Here is a 24,478-nt window from a genome sequence, read left to right as displayed (position 1 = left end):
TATTAAACTGATTCGGGTTATTTAATATTTTTACCTTTTCATTTAGACTCAGGGCTCAGTACGTTTTACACTAATTTTGTGGCTGTTTTCTTTGCCTTGTTTCTAGCTTCACTTATGTCTTGATTCTTTTTTAGATATCAAGACTTTCTATGAATTTTGAAATTTTCTTTTGCAATATGTTTATTTCTTTTTCTAATTCTTTAAAAAGTTCTTCGGAAATATAATTCTGTCGATATGCAACTATCAACTGTGTTTCCCATTCAAAAGCTGAACCTAAACTATCATCTAAATATTTAGCGAAATGAGTGTCGGTTCTCTTGCTACTTCCTTCGGAAATATTTGAAGCCATTGAAACTGAACATCTGTTCATTTGAGTACGCAATCCGAATCTTTCAAAATCTGGAAAACTACAAGTAAACTTATAGGTACGATCAATAATTGACATACTATCATTCCAAATTTGAAGTTTTTTAAAATTATGCCGTTTCATTTATTCACTTTTAGTCTTATTTGTACTTTAGTCTTGGTTCCTGTTTCCCTTTATTCCTGAGTCAAATTACTTCAGAAACTCGTAAACTCCCGCAGCCCCTTGCCCGGTTCCCACACACATTGTAACCATTCCGTATTTGCCTTGCATATCTCGTTTTCGCATTTCATCGAATAATTGAACGGACAGCTTGGCGCCGGTACAGCCTAGCGGATGCCCCATGGCGATTGCGCCTCCGTTTACATTTACAATTTCTTTGTCTAAACCAAGTCCGCGAATAACGGCTAAGGATTGCGAAGCGAAAGCTTCATTTAATTCAATTAAATCTAATTGATCCTGTTTTAAACCTGCTTGCTTTAATGCTTTTGGAATTGCATAAAGCGGCCCGATTCCCATTATACTGGGTTCTACACCCACAGCTGCATAACTCACTAAACGAGCTATAGGTTCTAAGTTTAGCTCCTTTACCATTTCTTCACTCATAATAACGGCGAAAGCTGCACCATCGCTCATTTGAGAGGAATTACCCGCGGTTACACTTCCGCCTTGGGCGAAAACAGGACGCAGTTTTGAAAGCGCTTCAATATTGGTTCCTTTTCGAGGACCTTCGTCTTTGGTTACCGTATATTTTCTGGTTTCTTTTTTACCTGAATCATTCACAAAAGTTTCTTCAATCTCTATAGGAACTATCTGATCTTGAAAACGATCTTCATCTTGCGCTTTTAAAGCACGCATCTGACTTGTATAGGCAAATTCGTCTTGGTCTTCACGAGAAACATTGTACTTTTTTGCAACAGCTTCGGCGGTTAACCCCATATTCCAGTAATAGTCTTCATTACCTTCTTTGGCAACTTTATAGTCGGGAACAGGTTTGTACCCACCCATAGGAATAAAGCTCATGCTTTCTGCACCACCGGCAATTATACAATCTGCCATTCCACTTTGAATTTTTGCTGTTGCAATTGAAATTGTCTCCAATCCCGATGCGCAATAGCGGTTTACCGTCATTCCGGGGATATCAACAATATCAAGCCCCATCAACGAAATCAACCTACCCATATTCAGACCTTGCTCGGCTTCGGGCATTGCATTGCCCACGATTACGTCGTCAATTCGTTTTTTGTCGAGTTGCGGCAATTCGTTCATTATATATTTAATAGTTTCCGCAGCCAGTTCGTCTGGTCTTTTAAAACGGAAAACTCCGCGGGGTGCTTTACCCACTGCGGTTCTGTATGCTTTAACAATATAAGCAGTTCTTTGTTTCATAGTTTTAATTTTTGACTTAAGACGGTAAGACGTAGGACGTAAGACTAAACTATACAATCCTTTGTTTTAAGTCTTAAATTTATATTAGTGATTTGACAGACTTTCCATAAAACGCGTTAACATTCCTTGGATTTTCTGAATTTTAGTTTCTAAATGTGTAAACGTTTCCTCCGAAATATATCCTATTTCATAAGATATAATTAGTTGTGTTTCCCATTCAAAGGCTGAGCCCAAAGCTGTTTCTAAATATTGAAGAAAATGTTTATCGGAGCTTTTAGCAGTTCCTTCTGCAATATTTGAAGGTACAGATACTGCGCATCGCTGCATCTGATTAGACAATCCATAAGTTTCAGATTTTGGAAATATTTTAGTGGTGGCATATGTTTCTTTCGCCAATTCAATACCTTCATTCCAAATAGTAAGTTTTCTAAAATTATGTTTTGCAGCCATATCTTCTATATTTATTAACAAATTAAACCTCAGTTTTAAAGGGTTTTAAGTCCTATATCTTACGTCATATAGTCTTAAGTCTTTTTAATTACGCAACGGTTTCCCTTTCTGAATCATATGTTGTAATCTTTCCAAAGTCTTTCTTTCACCCGTAAGGCTCAAGAACGCTTCTCTTTCAAGATCTAGCAAATATTGCTCGCTTACGTAACTTGCTTCGCTTAAATCGCCACCCGCCATCACGTAGGCAAGCTTATTTGCAATTTTCTTGTCGTGCTCGCTAATGTAATTACCGGCAACCATTTGGTCGGTCCCTACGAGGAACATTCCCAAGGCCTGTTTTCCGAGTACTTTTACATCGGTTCTTTGTATTGGTTTCGTATATCCTTGATCTGCCATAAAACGCGCTACTTCCTTCGCTGCGGCTATTTGTCTGTTTTGATTAACAATTACGATATCTTTTCCTTTTTTAAGAATTCCCGTATCGTAAGCTTCGTAAGCCGAAGTGGAAACTTTTGCCATTGCAATGGTCAGGAAATATTCCTGAAGTCTGTTTAACTCCACATCGTCTTTCATAAATGTATCGCTCGCACGCATTGCCATTTCTTTAGAACCGCCTCCGCCGGGAATAACCCCAACGCCAAACTCAACCAATCCAATGTAACTTTCGGCTGCTGCAACCACACGATCTGCGTGTAATGTAAACTCACAACCTCCGCCCAATGTCATTCCGTGCGGCGCAACCACAACGGGAATCGACGAATAACGAAGTCGCATGCTTGTATCCTGAAAGTATTTTACCGCAGCGTTCAATTCATCATATTCCTGCTCTACGGCCATCATAAATATCATTCCAATATTGGCGCCAACTGAAAAGTTTTTGCCGTTATTGGCAATTACCAAACCGTCGTAATCTTTTTCGGCCAAATCAATTGCTTTATTTATTCCAGCCAAAACGTCGCCACCTACGGCGTTCATCTTACTTATAAATTCTACGTTTAAGATACCGTCGCCCAGATCCTCAACTATAACCCCGTTATTTCTAAAAACTTCGGAAGTTTTACGGATGTTGTCTAAAATTATAAACGAATCCTGTCCGGGAACTTTTACATGTTTTTTCTGTGGAATATCGTAATAATAGGTGTTTCCGTCTTTTACGGTATAGAATGACTCTACGCCAGCGTCAAGCATTTCATTAACCCAAGCGGCTGGTTCTTTCCCTAAATCTTTTATTAATTCAATTCCCTTTTTAACGCCAACGGCATCCCAGATTTCAAATGGACCGTTATCCCAGCCAAAACCTGCTTTCATGGCATCATCAATCTTGTAAAGCTCGTCGGTTATTTCAGGAATTCGTTTTGAAACATAGGCGAACATTGCGCCGAAGTTTTTTCGGTAAAATTCGCCAGCTTTATCTTCACCTTTAATAAGAATTGGAAAACGGTCTGTAACTTTATCAACCGATTTTGTTTTTTCCAAAGTGCCGAAAGATGCTTTTTTGCTTTTTCGATATTCCATGGTATCGAGATCAAGCGATAGAATTTCGCTACTTCCGTCGTCATTTTTTACCTTTTTGTAGAAACCTTGTCCGCTTTTGCTACCCAACCATTTTTTTTCCATCATGGTATCGATAAAACCGGGAATTTGGAAAATGCCGTGCTCCTCGTCATCGGGTACGTTGTCATAAATACCTTTTGCAACGTGTACCAATGTGTCTAAACCTACAACGTCTACCGTACGGAAAGTTGCGGATTTTGGACGACCAATTACCGGGCCGGTTAATTTATCTACTTCTTCAATGGTGAGCCCCATTTCCTTCACTTGATGAAACAGACTTTGGATTCCGAAGATTCCAATTCTGTTTCCTATAAATGCAGGGGTGTCTTTTGCGACAACGGAAGTTTTTCCGAGAAATTTTTCACCGTAACCATTTAGGAATTCCAACACTTCGGGTGAAGTTTTTGGACCTGGAATAATTTCAAATAATTTTAAATATCTCGGTGGATTAAAAAAGTGTGTTCCGCAGAAGTGTTTCTGGAAATCCTCACTTCGCCCTTCACTCATAAATTTTATAGGAATACCGGAAGTATTGGAAGTAATTAGCGTGCCCGGCTTTCTGTGTTTGTCTAGATTTTCAAAAACTTGTTTTTTGATATCCAAACGTTCAATTACCACTTCAATTATCCAATCGGCAGTTTTTACTTTCGATATATCGTCTTCTAAATTTCCGGTGGAAATTCGTTTTGCAAAATCCTTGTGATAGAGTGGAGCAGGGTTGCTTTTTATTGCTTTCTGCAAATCGTCGTTTACAATACGGTTGCGCACCACTTTATCTTCCAGGGTTAGCCCTTTCTTTTTTTCGGCATCTGTAAGTTCGCGTGGAACAATGTCTAGTAAAAGCACTTCCACACCAATATTGGCGAAATGGCAAGCTATGCCGCTTCCCATTATTCCGGAACCGATTACCGCTACTTTGTTAATTCTTCTTTTTGACATTTTTTCTAGTTATATATTATGAGTTCAGTGCGTAAAATACTGCCCTCCAGTTCCTAATCTTGTTCGTATATTTTTTTTGAATTTATCAATTCGTTTATTGTATTTGCTACTTTTTTAAAGGTTTCCAGTTCTTCGGTCGATACGTTTTTTTGAACCGCTTCATCAAAACCTAAAACAACACCTTTAGAAAATTCGCGCATTTCTTTTCCGAATGGCGTTAAATGTATGAGCACGCCGCGTCCATCATCTGGATTGGGTTTGCGTGTTATCAATCCCTTTTGCTCCATAGATTTTAGGGTGCGCGAAAGGCTGGTGGCCTCCATCCCCATTTTGGGTCCGAGCGCGGTAGAAGGTGTTCCTGCTTCCGGATCTATACTTATTAATGCAAAACCCGTGGCCATGGTGCTTCCTTTTTTTCCTGCTTCTTCATTGTACATTTTTGAAACATTTATCCAAGTAGAACGCAGTATATAATCTATGGTTTTCTCTTTATGTTTTTCTTGCATTTAATATTCCTGAAAAAAGTGGAAAACCAAAGATACAAAATTTTATTATGCACGCATAGTATATGTGAAAAATGTTTGACTTAAAACTGTAGGACTTAGGACGTAGGACTAATTATTAAATATATAAGAAGTAAACTTTATCTGATACGTACACGAGTCTCACGTCTTACATCATCGCGTCTCACGTCTTTATTTCTTTTTCCTTCGAATAATCTAACTTCCCATTTATCACTTTTGCGGGGGCGGTGTAGGGGTGCTCTGTTGCATTATTTTCACCCATAATGTGCAAAACTTTCCAACCGTCTGCTTTTAAAATATCTGCAATTAAAGAGCGATGGCAGCTCCACCAAACCGCTTCGGCACACATTATTGAGGTTTGTTTTACTGTGGCAATTTCCTTTAATGATTTTAACGCTTGCTTAAACTGTTCGGTTTCCATATAATCTGCATAGCCTTTAAACGAATCTAATCGCCAGGCATCGTTGTTTGAGTCTGGCATCGGTTTTCTACGACCCCCTAAATCTACCAAATGTTCATACTCAACACCGTTTTCAGGAAGTGATATTTCTAAACTGTCTTTGTTGTACTGCGGAAATTTTCTGGAACCGGGATAATGGCGTACGTCAACGAGTGTCTTAATATTGAAGGTGGTCAATAATTTTAAAAACTCGTCGATGCTACGGGTGGAATGGCCTATGGTCCAAATGGTTTTCATTTTAAAAAGAAAGCTTTTCTTTTAAAGATATAAAAATGTGTAGAGGTAAGAAAATAGTTTAACGGAACTTTAATTGGCTACAAATTTCAATCCCACTATGGAAGCAATTAGCGTAGTAAGAAAGAAAACCCGCCAGAAAGTTGCTGGTTCGTTAAAATAGAAAATTCCTACTAAAACAGTTCCCACAGCACCAATGCCGGTCCAGACTGCATAGGCGGTACCAATGGGAAGTGTTTTTGATGCTTTTATAAGAAAAGCCATACTTATGGCGAGACAAATCAGGAACCCAAGGAACCAAAATTTAGCTTCCCAGCCTGTGGTTTCCTTTACTTTACCGAGGCAAGCTGCAAAGCCAACTTCAAAGAGGCCGCCGATAATTAGGAGGAGCCAATTCACTTTAAATTATGAGGTGTGTTCGTAAATCTTGTTATACAAATCTATATAATCCGCTTTAATTATTTTGCGTTTCATTTTCATCGTTGGGGTTAATTGTCCGCCCTCGATGCTCCAAACCTCGGGAGTTAATTCAAACTTTTTCACTTTTTCCCAATGCCCGAACTTTTCGTTGTAATGGTCTACTTCTTCTTGTATGCGGGCAATTACTTCTTTGTTCTTTACCAATTCCTTTGGGTCTGAAGGTAGGTTGTGGTTTTTTAGTGCGCCCCATTCTTTTACAAACTCAAAATCGGGCTGGATGAGGGCGGCAGGCATTTTTTCGCCTTCGCCAATTACCATTATTTGTTCTATAAAACGCGATTGTTTCATCACGTTCTCAATTACTTGTGGAGCCACGTATTTTCCCCCGCTGGTTTTAAACATTTCTTTTTTACGATCGGTGATCTTTAAAAAGCCGTCGCTGTCAATTTCACCAATATCACCCGTATGGAAATAACCGCCTTCCATTACTTTTTCGGTTTCCTCCTCATTCTTATAATAGCCAACCATTACTTGTGGGCCTTTTACCAAAATCTCGCCATCTTCGGCAATTTTAACCTCCGTTTCCCTTAGAGGCCTGCCCACGGTTCCAATTTTAAAACCTTTGTTACGCATATCGTTTACCGATACCACGGGAGAAGTTTCTGTTAGCCCATAACCTTCCATTACCGGAATTTGCGCTGCATTAAATACGCGTGCCAATCGCGGTTGCAACGGTGCACTACCCGAAGCTATGGCTTTTAAATTTCCACCTAAAGCTTCGCGCCATTTGCTAAAAATAAGCTTGTTGGCCAATTTAAGCTGACTTTCGTACCACCAGCCGTTTTCGTTGTAGGGTTCGTATTTAAGTCCGAGATCTACTGCCCAAAAGAAGAGTTTTTTCTTAATTCCTGTAAGTTCGGCGCCTTTGGCGTAGATTTTATCGTACACTTTTTCCAAAAGTCTGGGTACGGCCGTCATTACTTCGGGTTTTACTTCTTTTAGGTTGTCGCTAATTGTTTCAAGCGATTCGGCAAAATGTAGTTCCACCCCACAATATTGGTACATATAATGCAACATGCGTTCGTAAACGTGGCAAACGGGCAGAAAACTCAAAGCCGACGATTTTCCTAATTCTATGGGCAATCTTTCGGCACTAAACTTTGCATTGCTCGCTATATTTTTATGTGAGAGCATAACGCCCTTTGGCTTGCCAGTGGTACCAGAGGTATATATTAAGGTAGCTACATCGTCTTCGTTAATAGCTTCTTTTCTTTTCTCTACTTCGTCTTGGTTAGACTCGTCTTTACCCTTCTCCAAAACCTCGGCCCAGTTTTTTGCACCTTCAATTTCATCAAATGTATAAACCTCTTTTAAGGTGGGCACGTTGGCCTTAATAGCCATTAATTTGTCGTAAACTTCTTTATCGGAAACAAAACAATACATAGCTTCACTGTGGTTAAGCACATATTCGTATTCAGTTTCCGAAATGGTTGGATAAATAGGTACGTCCTGTGCACCGGTTTGCATAATACCAATATCGCAAATGTTCCATTCGGTGCGGTTGGTGGTGGAGATTAACGCAACTTTATCGTTGGGTTTTACGCCCATCTGTATCAAAGCTCGGCTTATGGCATTGGCTTTATCTATATATTCTTGAGTAGAAGTAGCAACCCAAGTACCGTTGTATTTAGTAACTAGGGCCTTTTCCTGTGGATAATTTTCAAGTTGATAATATGGAAAGTCGAAGAGTCTTTTTGGTTCTGTCATGATAGTAATGTTGAGGAAGTGAAAATAACAAAATTATTTTAGTTTCGCTTTTAAAATAAAAAAGGAATGGCTCATAGCGCCATTCCTTAAAGATACTGAATATTCTAGCAGTTTTTAAAATCTTTCTCGAATTTTACTTTCTCTCAATCCACTCCCGCGCATTCACCAAAGCTTGAACCCAAGGTGAAACCTCGTCGTTCATTCTGTCTTTTGGATAGGTTGCCCAGTTCCAAGGAAAGGTAGAACGCTCTAAATGCGGCATCATTACCAAATGGCGTCCGGTTTTATCGGTCATCATTGCAGTGTTAAAATCACTGCCATTGGGGTTTGCTGGTAATGCATCGTAACCGTATTTTGCTACTATATTATAATGGTTTTCATCCTTGGGAAAACTAAATTTCCCTTCCCCGTGCGCAGACCAAATTCCCAAAGTACTTCCCGCCATGGATGACAGCATTACCGAATTGTTCTCCTGAATTTTTACTGAAGTAAAAACACATTCAAACTTACCAGTGTCATTGTGAAGCATTTTTGGTTTTTCTTCGTCTTCGGGGTTTAATAACCCCAACTCCACAAAAAGTTGACAACCATTACAAATCCCTAGGGAAAGTGTATCGTCTTTTGCGAAGAAATTCTTTAAAGTTGTATTGGCTTTTTCGTTGTATAAAAATGCGCCAGCCCAACCTTTGGCGCTGCCTAAAACATCGCTATTGCTAAAACCACCAACGGCAACGAGCAATTTTATGTCTTCCAAAGTTTCGCGGCCTTCAATAAGGTCGGTCATATGCACATCTTTTACATCAAAACCTGCGAGATGCATCATATACGCCATTTCGCGCTCGCTGTTACTTCCTTTTTCGCGAATAACGGCTGCTTTCGGACGCTTCCCTCCTTTGGATGGGTTGGGGGAGGACTTTCCGGTGAAATTCTTCGGAAACTCAAAATTTAACGGTTGGTTTTTATAATTGCTGAAGCGCTCTTTCGCAAGTTTTTCCCCGCTTTGGTTTCTATCTAATAAATACGAAGTTTTATACCAAGTATCGCGCATTTCAGGAATGCTGAAACTAAGCTCTTCGGAATTATTTTTTAATTGAAGCATTTCATTTTTTGAAACCGTTCCAATCTTTTTAAAATCTATATTTTTTGAAGCAAGTATTTTTTCAACTGAGGCATCTTCCGAAGCTTGAATTACAACTCCTGCATTTTCAGCAAAAAGTAATTTTACCAAATCGCTTTCACCTAAGCCTGAAAGATCTAAATTGGCGCCCAAATTCACATCTGCAAAACACATTTCCAATAAAGTGGTAATCAATCCACCCGAAGCCACATCGTGTCCGGCAAGTATTTTTTTATCGCGAATTAACTGCTGTAATGTGTTAAAAACCGTTTTTACATATTGTGCACTTTTTACTGTTGGAGCTTCATTTCCGATGGAATTCAAAACCTGGCCAAAAGATGAACCGCCCAATTTAAACGTGTCCTGTGAAATATTAATGTAATAAATGCTGCCCCCGTTTCTTTGCAGTACTGGCTCAACAACTTTTTGAATGTCGTTACAATTTCCTGCTGCCGAAATAATTACTGTACCGGGAGAAATTACTTCGCCATCCTTGTATTTTTGCTTCATGGAAAGTGAATCCTTTCCAGTGGGAACGTTGATGCCTAACTCTATTGAAAAGTCTGAAACTGCCTTTACCGCCTCATACAAACGAGCGTCTTCACCTTCATTGTTACAAGGCCACATCCAGTTTGCAGAAAGTGAAATACTTTTCAAACCATCTTTTAATGGTGCCCAAACAATATTGGTCAAAGATTCAGTAATTGCATTGCGCGAACCTGCTGCAGGATTAATCAAGGCGGTTAATGGCGAGTGACCTATTGAAGTGGCAACGCCTTCTTTTCCGTGATAATCCAACGCCATGACGCCGCAATTGTTTAACGGTAATTGCAACGGCCCGGCAGTTTGTTGTTTGGCAACTCGTCCGGTAACGCAGCGATCTACTTTATTGGTAAGCCAATCTTTGCAAGCCACTGCCTCCAATTGAAGCACTTGTGCAACGTATTCTTTTATTTTTGAAACATCGTAAGCCGCGTTTTTATAATTTCTATTAATGGTTTTATCAACCATTACAGTTTTTGGTGAGCTGCCAAACATATCTTCCAAAGCGAAATCCATTGGTTTTTCACCCTTTTCGTTCTCAAAACAGAAACGTTGATCGCCAGTTACTTGTCCCACCTCGTACATTGGAGAACGTTCGCGTTCTGCCACCTTTTGCAGTTGTTGAATATGCGCGTCATTAATAATCAAGCCCATACGCTCTTGGCTCTCGTTGCCCATAATTTCCTTTGCAGATAGGGTTGGGTCGCCAATGGGGAGTTTGTCCAGTTCAATACGCCCGCCGGTGTCCTCAACTAATTCGCTTAAGCAATTTAAATGCCCACCAGCACCGTGGTCGTGAATAGAAACTATCGGATTTACCTCACTTTCCACCATAGCACGGATTGCGTTTGCGGCGCGTTTTTGCATTTCGGGATTGCTTCGTTGTATTGCGTTTAGCTCAATACCACTGTGAAATTCACCCGTATCTGCCGAAGAAACCGCGGCGCCACCCATTCCAATTCGGTAATTATCACCGCCTAAAACAACAATTTTATCGCCTTCTTTAGGCTTATCTTTTATGGCTTGGCTCGCTTTGCCGTAGCCAATTCCACCCGCAAGCATTATAACTTTATCGAAGCCTAATCTTCGAGCATCTTCTTCGTGCTCAAAAGTGAGTACCGAACCGGCAATTAATGGCTGTCCAAATTTATTTCCAAAATCTGATGCGCCGTTACTGGCTTTTATCAAAATATCGAGCGGCGTTTGGTAAAGCCAATCGCGTTCTTTCATTCCCGTTTCCCAAGGGCGCTCTTCATTTAAACGCGAGTAGGAGGTCATATAAACTGCAGTTCCCGCCAATGGCAACGAACCTTTTCCTCCGGCCAGTCGGTCACGAATTTCGCCCCCACTGCCCGTAGCGGCACCGTTAAAAGGCTCTACAGTAGTTGGAAAATTGTGCGTTTCGGCTTTAAGTGAAATAACACTCTCAAAATCCTTTTCTTCGTACCAATCGGGTTTGTCTGCGCTTTTTGGCGCCCATTGCTTTACATTGGGGCCTTTTACAAAAGCCACGTTATCTTTATATGCCGAAACAATATCGTTCGGGTTTTCAGCCGAAGTTTTTTTAATTAATTTAAATAGGGAAGAGGGCATTTCCTTGCCGTCAATTTCAAAAACACCATTAAAAATCTTGTGGCGGCAATGCTCGCTATTAACTTGACTAAACCCGAAAACTTCACTATCGGTTAAATTTCTTTCTAATTTTTTTGAAAGGTTTTCAAGGTATTCAACTTCTTCGGCATTTAATGCCAAGCCTTCTTTTTCGTTGTATTCCGAAATATTTTCAATTTCCAAAACAGGCTCGGGCTGCAAATGGATATCAAAAATATCTTGGTCCAATTGCTTAAATTTCTGCGACAGCATAGGGTCAAAAGTATCTTTCTCTATCGTGCTGTTGTGAAATTCTTCAATTCTAATTATTCCGGGAATACCCATATTCTGGGTAATTTCCACGGCATTGGTGCTCCAGGGAGTAACCATTGCGGCACGCGGGCCAATAAAAAAATCCGTCGCGTTTATAAACAGGACGGATTGCGCTATTTTGGGTTGGTTGCCAAAAAGCCACACTAACTTTTTAGTGTTTTCTTCTGAAATATTGCCGTGGGTTTGGACTGCAAAAACCGTGGTTTCAACGTTCCCAAAAAAGTGAATCATTCTTTTTAATATTTGGTGATTTTTGAAGGTGCAAAAGTAAACAATTCTGAAGGAATTTTAATCATAAAAAATACAGACCCTGTTATTTATATGTATAAAATAATCAGTTCAATTTCTTTACTAGCAAATACAAAACGATGGTTATCTTCTAATTTTGCAGAAATAAAAAAGGAGCAGGTATTTTCCCGCTCCTTTAAAACATTCTGTTTTTAATGGGTTACTCCTTTCGCTGTAAAAGCGAGATATAAAATCCGTCAAAACCGCTTTTGCTCGGCATTATTTTCTCTTCTCTAAAAAGGGTGAAATCTTTTCCCTCGTCTCGTTTAAGAAATGCCTTTACCTGCAATTCATTTTCGGAGGGAAGTATAGAACAGGTCGCGTAAACCAATTGTCCGCCAGGTTTTACCATTCGCGAGTAGCTATCGAGCAGCTCTTTTTGGGTATCGCGGATTTTATCCATAAATTCAGGTTGAAGTTTCCATTTTGCATCGGGATTTCTTCGCAATACCCCTAAGCCCGAGCACGGCGCATCTATTAAAACCTTATCGGCTTTTTCAATTAATTTTTTAATCACTTTTGTAGAATCAATCACCCGGGTTTCAATATTAAAAATATCGTTTCTTCGCGCTCTACGTTTTAATTCGTTCAGCTTATTTTCATAAATATCCATTGCAATTAACTGGCCTTTGTTCTCCATCATTGTAGCGATATGAAGACTTTTACCGCCAGCCCCTGCACACGCATCAATTACGCGTTGTCCTGGTTGCGGATCAAGTATTTCTGCCACCTTTTGCGAAGAGGCATCCTGTACTTCAAAAAGACCATTTTTAAAGGCATCTGTGGTAAATACATTGGCGCGTTCCTTTAGTTTTAAGGCGTGCGGATATTCCTTTAAAATTTCGGTTTCAATTTCTAAGTCGGCTAATTCATTTTTTAGAGCTTCTACGGTGGTTTTTAAGGTATTTACACGCAAAACCACATCGGCTTGTTTGTTTAAAGCGGCTATTTCTTTGTCCCATTTTTTGCCCAATTCTTTTTCGCCCAATTCGTCCAACCAATCTGGGATAGATTCGCGCATTTTTCTTGTTTTTAAAAGCTCGTCGAACCTACCTTTAATTCGGCGTGTTGGGGTATCTTCAAATTGTTTCCAATCTGGGATTGCAATACCATTTAAAGTGGCCCAAACGGTAAACAGCCTAAAAAGATTTGAACGGTCAAAGGGTTCGCGAACTTCAGCAATTTCGGCATATAGGCGTTTCCAGCGCACTATGTCGTAAGTGGTTTCGGCTATAAAGGCACGATCGCGCGCACCCCATCGTTTATCGCGTTTTAGGGTGTTTTTAAGTACTTTATCGGCCTGCTTGTTTTCGTTAAAAATCAAGTGAAGTGAATCTATGGTGGCGAATACCAAATTTCTGTGTAGTTTCATTATGTGCGTTTTGCGGTTGCAAAGGTATCTTTTTAAATCGAAATTGAAATCGAATTTAAAATCGAAAACGTTTTCTAAATCGATAATCATGCAATCCACCGCTGTTTTTTCACGACCCAATCGGAATTAACCGAATTATCCAAGAGCGAATTACCAATCAACGAATCACAAATTAACCTTCCCAAATTTAAAGTTATTGTTACTTTTGGCAAAAAATGAAACTATGCGTCTTTTACTTGTATTTTTAGCCCTCTTGGGCTTTATTTCCTGTACGAATAAATCTAAAGTTGAAATTAATTCAGTTGAAATAACCCCTGTTTTTATTGATAGTTTAAGCATTCGCGCTATTGAGCCGTTAGACGAAAATAGGGTGTGGTTTGCAGCAGATAAAGGTAAAGTAGGACTAATTGACGGCGATACTCCCAAACTGGCAAATATTAAATACGGCGATTCCTTGTTGCATTTTCGTTCAATTGCAGCTACTAATGAAGCCGTTTTTGTATTGAGCATTTCTAATCCTGCAGTGTTATATAAAATAGGTTTTAACGGTACCGAAGCCACCAATATTGAAGAAGTTTACACGGAAAAAGGAGAACGGGTTTTTTACGATTCCATGAAATTTTGGAACGATACCGATGGCATTGCCATTGGCGATCCTGTTGAAAATTGTATGTCGGTAATTATAACCCGCGATGGCGGTAATTCATGGCAAAAAATTTCATGCGAAACCCTCCCAAGAGTTGAAAATGGCGAAGCAGCTTTTGCAGCGAGTAATAGCAATATTGCTATTTTTGGCGACCACGCTTGGGTAGCCACTGGTGGAAAAAAATCGCGCGTAATGCACACTGCCGACAAAGGGAAAACCTGGGAAATTTTTAATACACCTATTGTTCAGGGAAGAACAATGACCGGTATTTACAGTATTGATTTCTTAGACGAAAAAAACGGTATTATTTTCGGCGGAAACTGGGAAGATAAAGCCTTTAACGAGGGCAACAAAGCCATAACCAAAAACGGTGGTAAAACCTGGAAGTTGATTGCCAACGGCAAGGAACCTGGATATCGTTCTGCCGTTAAATATATTCCCGGTACGGAAGGGCAGGGGATTGTTGCCGTAGGTTCGCCCGGAATTTCTTTTAGCGGCAATGGCGGAAAAAGTTGGAAACAACTTTCGAAAGAAGGATTTTTTGCAATTGAATTTGTAAATGATACCCTAGCTTTTGCATCTGGTAACAATCGGATTTCTAAATTAATTTTTAAAAAATAACATTATCGTTTTTAAAAAAAATCCTCTACTTTAGCAACTTTCTAAAAAGAGCCTCAATACAAAATCCTAACCTATGAAATTCTTAAAAATTACCTTACTCCTTCTTGTGGTAATTTCACTTACCAGTTGCGCATCAGGGTACAAAACAATTCAACCCAAAACTATAAACTTTCTTTCCAATACTGTTGAAAAAGGGGTGAAATTGGAATATAAATACGATCTTCTTTATAAAAAATATGAAAAGAACGAAGTAAAGAAGGGAGTAAAATTGGTCGCAATAAAAGTTACCAACGAATCTGATAAAAGTTTAATGTTTGGGAGAGATGTAAAATTGGTTTACGCCAATGGCACCGAAGTACCTGTAATGGAAAACGACCGAGTGTTTAAAAAACTGAAACAGAGTCCCGCTTCCTATTTGCTGTTTTTATTGCTTACCCCTTTAAACTTGTACACTACAGAAACGAACCCTTACGGAGTTCAAGAAACTAATTGGTCCTTTCCGGTAGGGGTGGTTTTGGGCCCTGGCTTAGCAGCAGGAAACTTATTGGCAGCCAGTTCTGCCAATTCAAATTTTAAATCTGAACTAATGATTTACGATTTAAATGGCATGCTTATAAACCCAGGAGAAACAAAGTACGGCCTAATAGGAATAAAAACCGATTCGCCTGAAGCACTAAGATTAAAGGTTGAATAATTTTCTGTACTTCTGTACTTTTTACGTAAGCACGGAGTTTTTCATATTAAAGGCTAAGCCTATATAGTTGTTGTTATTAAACTGAAACTCGTCTATTATTTCCCAGCCTAATTTTAAGGTGTGCGCTTTTTCCGAAATTGTATTTACTTTGTTTATAAAGGTAATGGAAATGGGGTATTTTTTATAAAACTCAATCCGCATTTCTTCAAAAATCTTATTTAACAATCCGCTTCCTCTATATTTTTCAGCAATACAAATGGGGCCGTATTGAAAACTGTTTTCGGTAGTAATTGCAACGCCTTGAAAGGAAAGCTCGGGGAAACGCGAAATCATAAATCTAAAAATTTCCCATTGTTTAAAATACGTCCAGCTTCCTGCGAAAACGTAGGAAACAATGCATTTGCTTGCGTTTTCGGCTACAAAAATTCCATTTTGTTTGCAAATTTCTTCTAATTGAAGCCTCGTAAAAGGCGTTGTTACAAAACCGTTTTTTCGTTCGCTCTCACTTAAATTGCCAAACAGATATTTTTGCTGAAGTGCCAAAATACCATCAAAATCGTTGCTGTTTGCTATTCTCGTTTTTATCATCAAATTATTTATTAAACACAGATTGATTTTTTAAAAGAAGTTGGATTTTAAAATGAAAAAATTAAATTGAAACTTTCAAATACCTAAATTAACCAATAAAATTTTATGTTGAAGATATGCTATTAATTTAAATTGCTGTATTTTTTAAACTTTATAAATATAGCACTTAAGTATTATGAAAAAGAGGAATGATAATCAATGGATTGCAATTTATGGAATAATGACCGTACTGCTAATTGCCATTCATTATTTATTGGATTTAGATTTTTTTGACGCTTATGACGAGTATATTCCCTTTCTAAAAAAACTGAGTTTAAGTTTATTTTTAATTGGTTTAATCTTTTTAATAAGTAGAATTATTTCGAAGGTTGTAAACAATAAAACACATCTAGAAGGCGACAGGTATAATTTATTGCGAATTATTAGATTTCTGTCTATTGTATTCAGTTTTACCGTTGTAATTTCATTTTTATTCGAAAGTTTTTACGCGTCCATAGTAAGCTTCGGATTGTTTTCATTAGTGGTGGGTTTTGCATTGCAAGCTCCCATAACCTCATTTATTGCATGGGTTTATTTAATATTTAGGCGCTCATATTTAGTGGGCGATCGAATTCAAATTAAGGGGTTTCGAGGCGATGTAGTAGAAATTAGTTATTTAGATACCTCGATTTTGGAATGTAGTGGCGATTATTTGGTAAACGATAGACGAAGTGGTAGGATAATTCGATTTCCCAATAGTTTAATCTTAAGAGAAGAAGTAATTAATTATTCGGGTTCTGAAGTACCATTTATTTGGAATGAAACGCCTGTTCAGGTTGCATACACTAGCGATTTGCAATTTGTGGAAGATTCATTATTAACGGCTGCACGTACCGATTTTAAGAATCGTTACCCCCAGTTGGAAGCTCAAAAATATGAAAAATGGCAGCCAGCGGTTTATTTTAGAATAAATGCAAATGCTTGGATGGAAGCAGTTATTTCCTATCCTGTGGAGCCCGAAGATACAACTGGTCGTAGAAACCGTATTTTAAAACATGCCTTGCCAGTATTAAACGCATCTCCCGATAAGGTTCAATTCCCTGAAGGCGCAAAACGATAATTTTGTATATATACGTGTATTAGCGCTTTACGGGTAAGTCTTTTATTACTTATTTATTCTTGGATGCAGTTATACAGACTTTAAAAATTCAACGAAAATCATTAGGGTTATTTAAGGTGGATTTAAATTACATCTACTACCGCTCCCAATTAAGAAAATATAAATTTCTGCGACGCGGTTTATATTTCAGACAGTTAATTTAAACTTCCTGTGCCACAACTGTATCGCCATTGTTTTTTGGCAGCATAATTTGCAATAGTACTGCAATACCCATAACCAAGGCACAACCCACTAAATTGAGCCATAAATAGGGCATCAGGTCTATATACCAAAAATAAATTATGATAATTTGTGTTATTAAGGCCGCAATAAAAACGGCTTTACTGCGTACGTATTTTATAAAAAAGGCCAGAAGGAAAATACCCAAAACATTACCGTAAAATATGGAGCCAATAATATTCACCAACTGAATTAGATTGTCGAATAAATTTGCAGTACAGGCTACACCTATGGCAATAATACCCCATAAAAGAGTAAAACCCCGTGAGGCGGCAACATAATGTTTTTCTCGTTTGCCGGGAACGTTTCTTTTATATAAATCTATGGTGGTAGTACTTCCCAAGGCATTTAGCTCGGAGGCGGTTGATGACATAGCCGCACTTAGTATTACCGCCAAAAGCAAGCCAATTAAACCACGGGGTAAATTTTCTAAAATAAAATGAATAAAAACGTAATCCTTGTCGTTGGTTTCGGCATTTGGATTGGCTTTTTTTATTAACGATACAGAGGTGTCTCGTAGTTGCTGTTCACTTTGGTTTAAACGTTTTATTTCTTCTGCAATAGTCTGCTTTTCAACAGCAGATTGCGCTCTTGAATAATCTATTTGCGACGCAGCCAGCTGTTGGTCCAGAGCATCTTTTTTTAGCTCTAAAGCTTTGTATTCGCCTGCGTATTCTGAACTCTTCACATCCTTTACCGCAGAAGGATTAAAGTGGAGCGGAGAGCTGTTAAACTGATAAAATACAAATACCATTATTCCCACTAATAAAATAAAGAATTGCATTGGCACTTTTAATAAGCCATTCATTATCAACCCCATCTGGCTTTGCTTTACACTTCTGCCCGAAAGATAACGTTGAACTTGACTTTGATCGGTGCCGAAATAGGAAAGGGCTAAAAATGTTCCACCAATTATTCCACTCCAAAAGGTGTAGCGATTATCAAAATCGAATGAAAAATCCAAGATGTCCATTTTGCCATTGGCACCCGCTATTTCCAACGCCTTGGTAAAAGTTATATCGAGCGGTAAATAATTTAGAATTAAAAGAAAAGCTACAAACATCCCGAAAAATATTACCGCCATTTGCTGCTTTTGAGTAACGCTTACAGCTTTTGTGCCGCCACTTACTGTGTAAATAATTACGAGCACGCCAATGATGATATTCAAATAAATCAAATTCCAGCCCAATACGGCCGAAAGGATAATTGAGGGTGCAAAAATGGTAATGCCACAAGCAAGCCCTCGCTGAATTAAAAACAATATAGCTGTGAGGGTACGGGTTTTTTTATCGAACCTACTTTCAAGATATTCGTAGGCAGTGTAAACATTTAATTTGTGATAAATTGGTATAAAAACCAAACAAATAATAACCATGGCAATGGGCAATCCAAAGTAAAATTGCACAAACCCCATCCCGTCGTGGAAAGCCTGACCGGGCGTTGATAGAAAGGTGATGGCGCTGGCTTGGGTGGCCATTACGCTTAACCCGATGGTCCACCAATGCGCAGTATTGCCCCCTTTTAAATAGTCGCCAACGTCCTTTTGTTGCCGCGATTTCCATGTGCCGTAAAGCACAATAAAGAGTAGTGTTCCTATTAAAACAATCCAGTCTATCTGCTGCATTTATGCGAAGTTTTGCATTAGTAAATAAAACAGATAAATATATACTGTATTAAATAGGAGTACAAGGGTATAGCTCCATTTCCAGACAAATTTTTGTTTTTCTTCAGTCACCATTTTATAAATTATTTTCCAATTGAAAGCAAATTTGCAAACAACCTATAGGCTCCGGGTACACCCGCTGGAAGTTCGCGAAAAAAACTCAAGCCCGTATAAATATAATATCCTTTGCCGTACTTTGCCACTAATAGCGAGCCCTTTGTTTGAACTTCACCTGTATCATTCATCCCTAAAATTGGCGTAAATTCCTTTGCCCACTTATCGGGAAAATATAAGCCGCGTTCCTGTACCCATCCTTCAAAATCTTTTTGAGTGATTTTATTGGGTGTGTTTAGTAACGGATTTTCTGGCGCTAGTATTTCAACTTCCGAAAATTCATCGGTTACTCGGTCCCGTGAAAGTTGTAGTGAATAGGGTGCAAAACTTTCAGAAACCAAGCCGCGGCTTGTATTGTACTGAACTACAATAGTTCCCCCGTTTTCTACGTAATTATTTAAGGCAGTTTGCGCAAACGCGAGCTCGGGAACAGTGTTGTAAGCACGAATTCCTATTACAATTGCATCAAATGGTTGCAGGTTTTCTGCCGAAATATTCAACGGATCAATAGTAGAAACCGAATAGCCAATTTGCTTTAAGCTTTCAGGAATGGCATCACCGGCGCCGTTTATATAGCCTATATTTTCTCCCTTTTTCTGAATATCTATTTTTGCAACCTTGGCTTCTGAAGGCAACAACACACTTTGGTACGGAATATGTTCATAATCAATAACCGCTAATTCTTTATTAAAAGTTTTGCCTTCGGCAAGTACATTCGTTTTTAAATAACCTTCGCTTTGTCCCTGTGGTGGAGTAACCTTAAATTTAAAAGTTTTTGTTTCGCCGGCTCGTGTTAGTTGAAAGCTTTGCTGCAACGGTTCAACAATCCATCCGTCGGGGTGTTGTAAACGCACATTTCCAGAAATTGCATCCTTCCCCGCGCGAACAATTACCGAAACATCTTCCGGTTCATTGCTGGCAAAAATCAACACTTTTTCGGGTAGGGAAGCGGTAACTTCTGGTAGAACCTCTAACGGTCTATAGACTTCGCCCTTTACAGGGTCGTTATATTTGTAGATTACATTTTTTGTAAAAGGAACTGTAATATTTTCAAATTGAAGTTCAAAAACAACTTTTTCCAAAGCAGGGGTTTCGGGCAGGCCTATTAAAGCTTCCGGAGCAGCGTACATACCAACTGAACCTTTCTCGTTTAGCCAATAGGGTGAGGAATAAAGTGGAGTGTTATTCCCAGAATTTACTGTTATTTCAAAATTTTTCTTTTCGTTGAAGGGAAGATTTTCAGCAGTATCCCATAGTGTTTTACCTTTCGTATTTTTCACGGATTGTATGGAAACAATACCATCTCCGCGATTAATAGCTTCAATGTTTACTTTAAAATCTTCATTCGGGTTTATTGCATTTTTTTCAGCAACGGCTTCAATAAAAATACCGCCACAATCTAAAATTAGTTGCTTTAATTGTTTTAATTTAATATTTCGCCAATGCGCATCTTTCAAATTTGAAACCAACGGATAGGCTTTAAGCAATTGCGGCAACATTTGCGACGGATCTTTAAAACTGAAATTTTCTTCCAACGGATTTAATATCTCCCCAATTTTTTCTCCGCCTTCAAGTCTGGTCCAACTGGTGTTAATACTTTCAAATAAATTGTTGTCAGCGGGTTTGCTGCCTTTTAAAATTTCTAAATATTCTGTTTCGCTTCCGCGGGATCCGGTGCTGCCAAATCCTTGCGATTTGTGCATACTACGGCTTAGTGAAGCTATCTCGCCATTTGAAAGTCCGAGCGCAGGAAAAAAGTTGCCCGTTTCTACAGAAACGTGATTGGTTTTGTCGGCCTTCTCAAATTTTTCTTGGCTTCCGTAAAACCACCAAGAGGTATTAAAAAATAATCTTTTGGGTTTCCAAACGCCGAAGTTTTCGGCAGATTTGGTAAATTTTGAAGCATCGCCAACCACGTCAAAAGCTTCAACACTTAACATCGCCGAAGCCGTGTGATGGCCGTGTGTACTGCCCGGACTGCGATGGTCAAAACGGTTAACTATAATATCTGGCTTAAACTTTCTAATGGTCATTACCACATCGCTCAGCACTTCGTTCTTCGTCCAAAATTCAAAAGTTTCTTCGGGGTTTTTGCTATACCCAAAATCGTTTGCCCGGGTAAAGAATTGCTCACCGCCGTCTGTTTTACGAGCGGCAAGTAACTCTTGGGTGCGGATTACACCCAACAATTCGCGTAATTCAGGTCCAATTAAATTTTGGCCACCGTCGCCTCGCGTAATGGAAAGATATGCTGTATTTGCGTGAACATCATTGACCAGATAAGAAATAAGTCGCGTATTTTCGTCATCGGGATGTGCCGCAATATAAAGTGCCGACCCAATAAAATTAAGTTTCTGAAGATTGTGGTAAATTTCGGAAGCAGTAGGTTTTTTGGGTGCTTGCGCGCTAATAGATACGGTGATAAATAAAAGTAAAAAGCGAAGGAAAACTAGTTTATGCATACAACAATAGGACTAAATTACTCAAAAACCCTTCAAAGATACTTATTTGTAAAAATTAATCGTGGGGCAGCACTTCCTTATTTTTATCGAGTTCGTGTTGTTGCTCGTAGAATTCTTCAACTTTAATAATACTCACACCTTTTTGCAGCATCATACTATTTGGGTAGGTTACTATTTCGTTGTCTTTAGTGTGCAATATTACGTGGAATGTTTTAATGTCCTCAATTAGACCTTCCAAGGGCGCTTCTTTATCGTGTATTTTAATATAATCGCCAATTTTATACGGAAAGGTAAAAAACATAATTACCCCGCTGGTAATGTTGCTAAGAATAGACCATTGTGCAAAGAATGCAATCCCTATTACCGCAAAAACCGACGACATAACAATCCCGAGATTTTCAAAATCCAGCCCCCAGATTATAATAAAGCCCAGAACAATTAAAAAGAATACGGCAAAATCTACGTGTTTCATGATAAGACCGGTGCGATGCTCCAGTCTTTCTATTTTTTTTGCAAAGTTGCGCACGGTGCGTTTTAGTATTAAGCGCAATAGCATTAATGCCGCTATTAGGATTGCAGACTCTAGCAGCTCTGGGTAAAATTCTTTTAAATTTATCATTTCAAGTTTTTCTTATTTCAATTTAAGTGTGTCGCGAAGACCAAGGTGCTCGTTGCCATTTTTGGTCCAATAATCAATTTTAATACGCTTTAATTTTGTAGCTGTGGTTTTGAGTCGTAAAGTATCGTTTTGGTCGGCGGCGTTTATCTCTTCCCATTTTTCAATTTCATACGGAAAAGTACTGTTAAAAAACACCATCAATTGCCGTTGTAAATCGGGGTAATTTAAGGTGTAACTGGTTAATGAGTCGCCCTGTTTTAAACTGGCAAAAGCATTGTGCTGTTTTATTTCTTTATGTCGAAGTCGTAAATATTCAAACGAAGGTATAATCATAACATCACCCGTTGGTAATTCTTCAGGATTTATTCGTATCAGGTTCCAAAGTTCGTTCTCTAAATACGTTTTTGGCAAGGTTATTTTTTGGTCTGCTTCGCCTTGAAAATACGAATGACTTTCAATTTCAAAATTATCTCGGTTGTTGAGTTGCATATACACTTGGCCGCACCATTCCTGCACGCTATTTGTAATTTTTAACGCGTGTTCCTTTTCCGAAATAGGGTTAAAAGTGCTGGTCATGATAGCGTAGGGATAAATGCCGGTGTTAAAACGCTTCATTTGATTTAGTTTTAAAACTGAAACATTTTTATCTGAATAATTGTTTGCTTTTACCTGAGCATCGGGTAGAAAATCTTCAGAAACAAAAATGTTTACCGCTGTGCCTTCGCGAATTTCGCCGTAGCGCTCTTGCATTAAACTATACGAAGTAATTTCGGCCGTACCGCTAAACCAATAGGTTTTAAAATCTTTGGAAACCGAACGTGGCTCTATTGTTTTCGATTTCGCTTTTTTGAGAACATTCTTTTTTGTATCGCCTTTTTCTTCGGAAAAATTACAGCCAATTAACAAAATTAGAAAAGCAATATAAGGTAGAATCCTAAAAAAATTCATAGTGATGCATTTTATACAAAAATACACAAATTCAACGGGCGGCAATTTCGGTTAACGTTTTGTAAACAAGTCGGGTGGGCAACCCCATTACATTAAAATAACAACCTTCAATTTTTTCGATGCCAATGTAGCCAATCCATTCCTGAATACCGTAGCTTCCCGCTTTGTCAAAGGGTTTATAGGTTTTTATATAGAAGTTGATTTCTGCTTCCGAAAGCGGTTTAAACCAAACCTTAGTTATATCGTTTACCGTTGTCTGAAAATTTTTTGAAGTAAAAGAAACAGATGTAATTACTTCGTGCATTTGGCCACTCAAATTTTGAAGCATTTGCTTGGCTTCTTCAAAATTTTTTGGTTTTCCGAGGGCAATTTTATCTTTCCAAACAATAGTGTCGCTGGTGATTAAAATATCGTTTTCACGTAAATTCAAAAAAGCCGAAGCCTTCAGTCTTGAAAGGAAATCAGTAATGTCCGAACGTTGTAAAGCCGGTGGATATGTTTCGTTTACTTCTTTTACACAAATGGTAAAATCAATACTTAACTCCTTAAAAAAAGCCTGTCTGCGCGGCGATCCGGAAGCGAGGATGATGTTGTAATTTTTTAATTTTTCGCGAAGCATTTCAATAATTTAAATTTTATATTTCCTTAAATAGCACACTTCTGCAAAGATGCGAATTCTGAAAGTTGTGGCAGTTGTTTTTGCAAGCTAAGGCTATAAATATTCGTAAGTAATTGTGTCGTTTTTAAATGTTAAACGTATGGTTTTTTGCTCCACTTCAAAAATTGTTTGAAAATCTGCCGAAAAAGCCTTGTCGTTTGTAGGAAACCAATCTTTTTGCAATTTGTCTATTAAAATAAAAAGGCCCCGTTCAGATCCAATGGCGCTAAAAATGGCTTCACCGCCGCCAAATTTTCGCAACCCCAGTTCTGAAGTTAAATGAGTAAATTTTTCTTTAAATTGGTTAGTTGCAATGCCTATTTCTGAAATTTCCAGCAAGGCCTCCGCGCTAAACGGTTGCACCGTTTTATTGACTAAATTTTTTCGGGCAATAAATTCGAGTATGTTTTTATCGGCATCGTAAAAGTAGATAGATTTTGCGTTCCAGGCGGGAAAATCAACAATTTCGGCTTGGCCGTCTTTTTGAATTTCCACTCGCTTTTTTAACCATTCTAAAGCTTCATTAGTTTTGTTTGACGGAATATTAAACGCGAAGTGATAGGGGTGCGAGGAGTTGCATTTTACGAATTTAATATGGGTGTTTCTCACTTTAAAAGAAATTATATTTTTAGTGTCCGTGATATTTTTTAATCCCAGTACTTCGGTATAAAACGTGTTTTGAAGCTCAATTTGAGATGTGTAAAGCGTGACTTCCTTAAATTTCATCGTACTGTATTTTTTTT

The 24,478-nt window shown here is 38.5% G+C and carries 20 protein-coding genes; 3 read left to right on the top strand and 17 right to left on the bottom strand.

Annotated features, from left to right (window positions below):
- Window positions 1–130 precede the first annotated feature (130 nt).
- From VZD24_RS09220 to VZD24_RS09175, 10 genes are all read right to left on the bottom strand, one after another.
- Window positions 131–490 (bottom strand): four helix bundle protein, encoded by a 360-nt coding sequence (locus VZD24_RS09220; protein ID WP_279448280.1) that lies wholly within the window; start codon window positions 488–490, stop codon window positions 131–133.
- A gap of 66 nt (window positions 491–556) precedes the next feature.
- The gene (locus tag VZD24_RS09215) at window positions 557–1,753 is read right to left on the bottom strand and encodes an acetyl-CoA C-acyltransferase (protein ID WP_342687468.1); all 1,197 of its coding nucleotides are present in this window, start codon (window positions 1,751–1,753) and stop codon (window positions 557–559) included.
- Window positions 1,754–1,837: 84 nt separating this feature from the next.
- Complete coding sequence (locus VZD24_RS09210) at window positions 1,838–2,224, bottom strand: four helix bundle protein (protein ID WP_342688792.1); 387 nt, start codon at window positions 2,222–2,224, stop codon at window positions 1,838–1,840.
- Window positions 2,225–2,287: 63 nt separating this feature from the next.
- Entirely contained in the window at window positions 2,288–4,696 is a 2,409-nt protein-coding gene (locus tag VZD24_RS09205; RefSeq protein WP_342687469.1) for a 3-hydroxyacyl-CoA dehydrogenase/enoyl-CoA hydratase family protein, read from the bottom strand.
- A 53-nt stretch (window positions 4,697–4,749) separates the two neighbouring features.
- Window positions 4,750–5,202 (bottom strand): MarR family winged helix-turn-helix transcriptional regulator, encoded by a 453-nt coding sequence (locus VZD24_RS09200; RefSeq protein WP_279448276.1) that lies wholly within the window; start codon window positions 5,200–5,202, stop codon window positions 4,750–4,752.
- A gap of 181 nt (window positions 5,203–5,383) precedes the next feature.
- Complete coding sequence (locus VZD24_RS09195; protein WP_342687470.1) at window positions 5,384–5,917, bottom strand: DUF488 domain-containing protein; 534 nt, start codon at window positions 5,915–5,917, stop codon at window positions 5,384–5,386.
- A 69-nt stretch (window positions 5,918–5,986) separates the two neighbouring features.
- On the bottom strand, window positions 5,987–6,313 hold the full coding sequence (locus tag VZD24_RS09190; RefSeq protein ID WP_279448274.1) for a DMT family transporter: 327 nt from the start codon (window positions 6,311–6,313) through the stop codon (window positions 5,987–5,989).
- A 6-nt stretch (window positions 6,314–6,319) separates the two neighbouring features.
- Complete coding sequence (locus VZD24_RS09185; protein WP_279448273.1) at window positions 6,320–8,101, bottom strand: AMP-dependent synthetase/ligase; 1,782 nt, start codon at window positions 8,099–8,101, stop codon at window positions 6,320–6,322.
- A 133-nt stretch (window positions 8,102–8,234) separates the two neighbouring features.
- Entirely contained in the window at window positions 8,235–11,915 is a 3,681-nt protein-coding gene (gene purL / locus VZD24_RS09180) for a phosphoribosylformylglycinamidine synthase (protein WP_373693824.1), read from the bottom strand.
- A 217-nt stretch (window positions 11,916–12,132) separates the two neighbouring features.
- Complete coding sequence (locus VZD24_RS09175) at window positions 12,133–13,344, bottom strand: RsmB/NOP family class I SAM-dependent RNA methyltransferase (RefSeq protein ID WP_279448272.1); 1,212 nt, start codon at window positions 13,342–13,344, stop codon at window positions 12,133–12,135.
- Between the two features lie 223 nt (window positions 13,345–13,567).
- On the opposite strand from VZD24_RS09175, the gene VZD24_RS09170 reads away from it, so the two are divergent.
- Entirely contained in the window at window positions 13,568–14,611 is a 1,044-nt protein-coding gene (locus tag VZD24_RS09170; RefSeq protein WP_279448271.1) for a WD40/YVTN/BNR-like repeat-containing protein, read from the top strand.
- A 73-nt stretch (window positions 14,612–14,684) separates the two neighbouring features.
- Window positions 14,685–15,305, top strand: coding sequence for a hypothetical protein (locus VZD24_RS09165; RefSeq protein ID WP_279448270.1), 621 nt, complete (start codon window positions 14,685–14,687; stop codon window positions 15,303–15,305).
- 21 nt (window positions 15,306–15,326) lie between these two features.
- Here VZD24_RS09165 and VZD24_RS09160 read toward each other — a convergent pair whose 3' ends face one another.
- Window positions 15,327–15,893: a GNAT family acetyltransferase gene (locus tag VZD24_RS09160; RefSeq protein ID WP_279448269.1), complete on the bottom strand. Its 567-nt coding sequence runs from the start codon at window positions 15,891–15,893 to the stop codon at window positions 15,327–15,329.
- Between the two features lie 175 nt (window positions 15,894–16,068).
- Between VZD24_RS09160 and VZD24_RS09155 the strand changes: the two genes are divergently transcribed.
- A complete protein-coding gene (locus VZD24_RS09155) occupies window positions 16,069–16,992 on the top strand; it encodes a mechanosensitive ion channel family protein (RefSeq protein WP_279448268.1) in 924 nt (307 codons plus the stop codon).
- A gap of 199 nt (window positions 16,993–17,191) precedes the next feature.
- Here the strand turns inward: VZD24_RS09155 and VZD24_RS09150 are convergent, their stop codons facing one another.
- The 6 genes from VZD24_RS09150 to VZD24_RS09125 form a co-directional block, all read right to left on the bottom strand.
- Entirely contained in the window at window positions 17,192–18,895 is a 1,704-nt protein-coding gene (locus tag VZD24_RS09150; RefSeq protein ID WP_342687471.1) for a sodium:solute symporter family protein, read from the bottom strand.
- 122 nt (window positions 18,896–19,017) lie between these two features.
- Window positions 19,018–21,510 carry a PIG-L family deacetylase gene (locus tag VZD24_RS09145; protein ID WP_342687472.1) on the bottom strand — a complete coding sequence of 831 codons (2,493 nt, stop codon included), beginning with the start codon at window positions 21,508–21,510 and terminating at the stop codon, window positions 19,018–19,020.
- Between the two features lie 55 nt (window positions 21,511–21,565).
- Entirely contained in the window at window positions 21,566–22,129 is a 564-nt protein-coding gene (locus tag VZD24_RS09140) for a mechanosensitive ion channel domain-containing protein (protein WP_279448265.1), read from the bottom strand.
- A gap of 12 nt (window positions 22,130–22,141) precedes the next feature.
- Window positions 22,142–23,077, bottom strand: a complete 936-nt coding sequence (locus VZD24_RS09135; protein WP_342687473.1) for a septum formation inhibitor Maf — start codon at window positions 23,075–23,077, stop codon at window positions 22,142–22,144.
- Between the two features lie 31 nt (window positions 23,078–23,108).
- Window positions 23,109–23,696, bottom strand: coding sequence for a Maf-like protein (locus VZD24_RS09130; protein ID WP_342687474.1), 588 nt, complete (start codon window positions 23,694–23,696; stop codon window positions 23,109–23,111).
- 93 nt (window positions 23,697–23,789) lie between these two features.
- On the bottom strand, window positions 23,790–24,461 hold the full coding sequence (locus VZD24_RS09125) for a VOC family protein (protein WP_342687475.1): 672 nt from the start codon (window positions 24,459–24,461) through the stop codon (window positions 23,790–23,792).
- Between the last annotated feature and the right edge of the window lie 17 nt (window positions 24,462–24,478).

Origin of the sequence: Aequorivita flava (assembly GCF_038742595.1) — a bacterium.
Classification (GTDB): Bacteria; Bacteroidota; Bacteroidia; order Flavobacteriales; family Flavobacteriaceae; genus Aequorivita; species Aequorivita marisscotiae.
This window is presented reverse-complemented; position numbering and strand designations above follow the sequence as displayed.

Coding starts and splice junctions, on each gene's coding strand:
- VZD24_RS09220 (WP_279448280.1), bottom strand. CDS start 490: ATGAAACGGCATAATTTTAAAAAACTTCAAATTTGGAATGATAGTATG.
- VZD24_RS09215 (WP_342687468.1), bottom strand. CDS start 1,753: ATGAAACAAAGAACTGCTTATATTGTTAAAGCATACAGAACCGCAGTG.
- VZD24_RS09205 (WP_342687469.1), bottom strand. CDS start 4,696: ATGTCAAAAAGAAGAATTAACAAAGTAGCGGTAATCGGTTCCGGAATA.
- VZD24_RS09200 (WP_279448276.1), bottom strand. CDS start 5,202: ATGCAAGAAAAACATAAAGAGAAAACCATAGATTATATACTGCGTTCT.
- VZD24_RS09195 (WP_342687470.1), bottom strand. CDS start 5,917: ATGAAAACCATTTGGACCATAGGCCATTCCACCCGTAGCATCGACGAG.
- VZD24_RS09185 (WP_279448273.1), bottom strand. CDS start 8,101: ATGACAGAACCAAAAAGACTCTTCGACTTTCCATATTATCAACTTGAA.
- purL (WP_373693824.1), bottom strand. CDS start 11,915: ATGATTCACTTTTTTGGGAACGTTGAAACCACGGTTTTTGCAGTCCAA.
- VZD24_RS09175 (WP_279448272.1), bottom strand. CDS start 13,344: ATGAAACTACACAGAAATTTGGTATTCGCCACCATAGATTCACTTCAC.
- VZD24_RS09170 (WP_279448271.1), top strand. CDS start 13,568: ATGCGTCTTTTACTTGTATTTTTAGCCCTCTTGGGCTTTATTTCCTGT.
- VZD24_RS09165 (WP_279448270.1), top strand. CDS start 14,685: ATGAAATTCTTAAAAATTACCTTACTCCTTCTTGTGGTAATTTCACTT.
- VZD24_RS09160 (WP_279448269.1), bottom strand. CDS start 15,893: ATGATAAAAACGAGAATAGCAAACAGCAACGATTTTGATGGTATTTTG.
- VZD24_RS09155 (WP_279448268.1), top strand. CDS start 16,069: ATGAAAAAGAGGAATGATAATCAATGGATTGCAATTTATGGAATAATG.
- VZD24_RS09150 (WP_342687471.1), bottom strand. CDS start 18,895: ATGCAGCAGATAGACTGGATTGTTTTAATAGGAACACTACTCTTTATT.
- VZD24_RS09145 (WP_342687472.1), bottom strand. CDS start 21,510: ATGCATAAACTAGTTTTCCTTCGCTTTTTACTTTTATTTATCACCGTA.
- VZD24_RS09140 (WP_279448265.1), bottom strand. CDS start 22,129: ATGATAAATTTAAAAGAATTTTACCCAGAGCTGCTAGAGTCTGCAATC.
- VZD24_RS09135 (WP_342687473.1), bottom strand. CDS start 23,077: ATGAATTTTTTTAGGATTCTACCTTATATTGCTTTTCTAATTTTGTTA.
- VZD24_RS09130 (WP_342687474.1), bottom strand. CDS start 23,696: ATGCTTCGCGAAAAATTAAAAAATTACAACATCATCCTCGCTTCCGGA.
- VZD24_RS09125 (WP_342687475.1), bottom strand. CDS start 24,461: ATGAAATTTAAGGAAGTCACGCTTTACACATCTCAAATTGAGCTTCAA.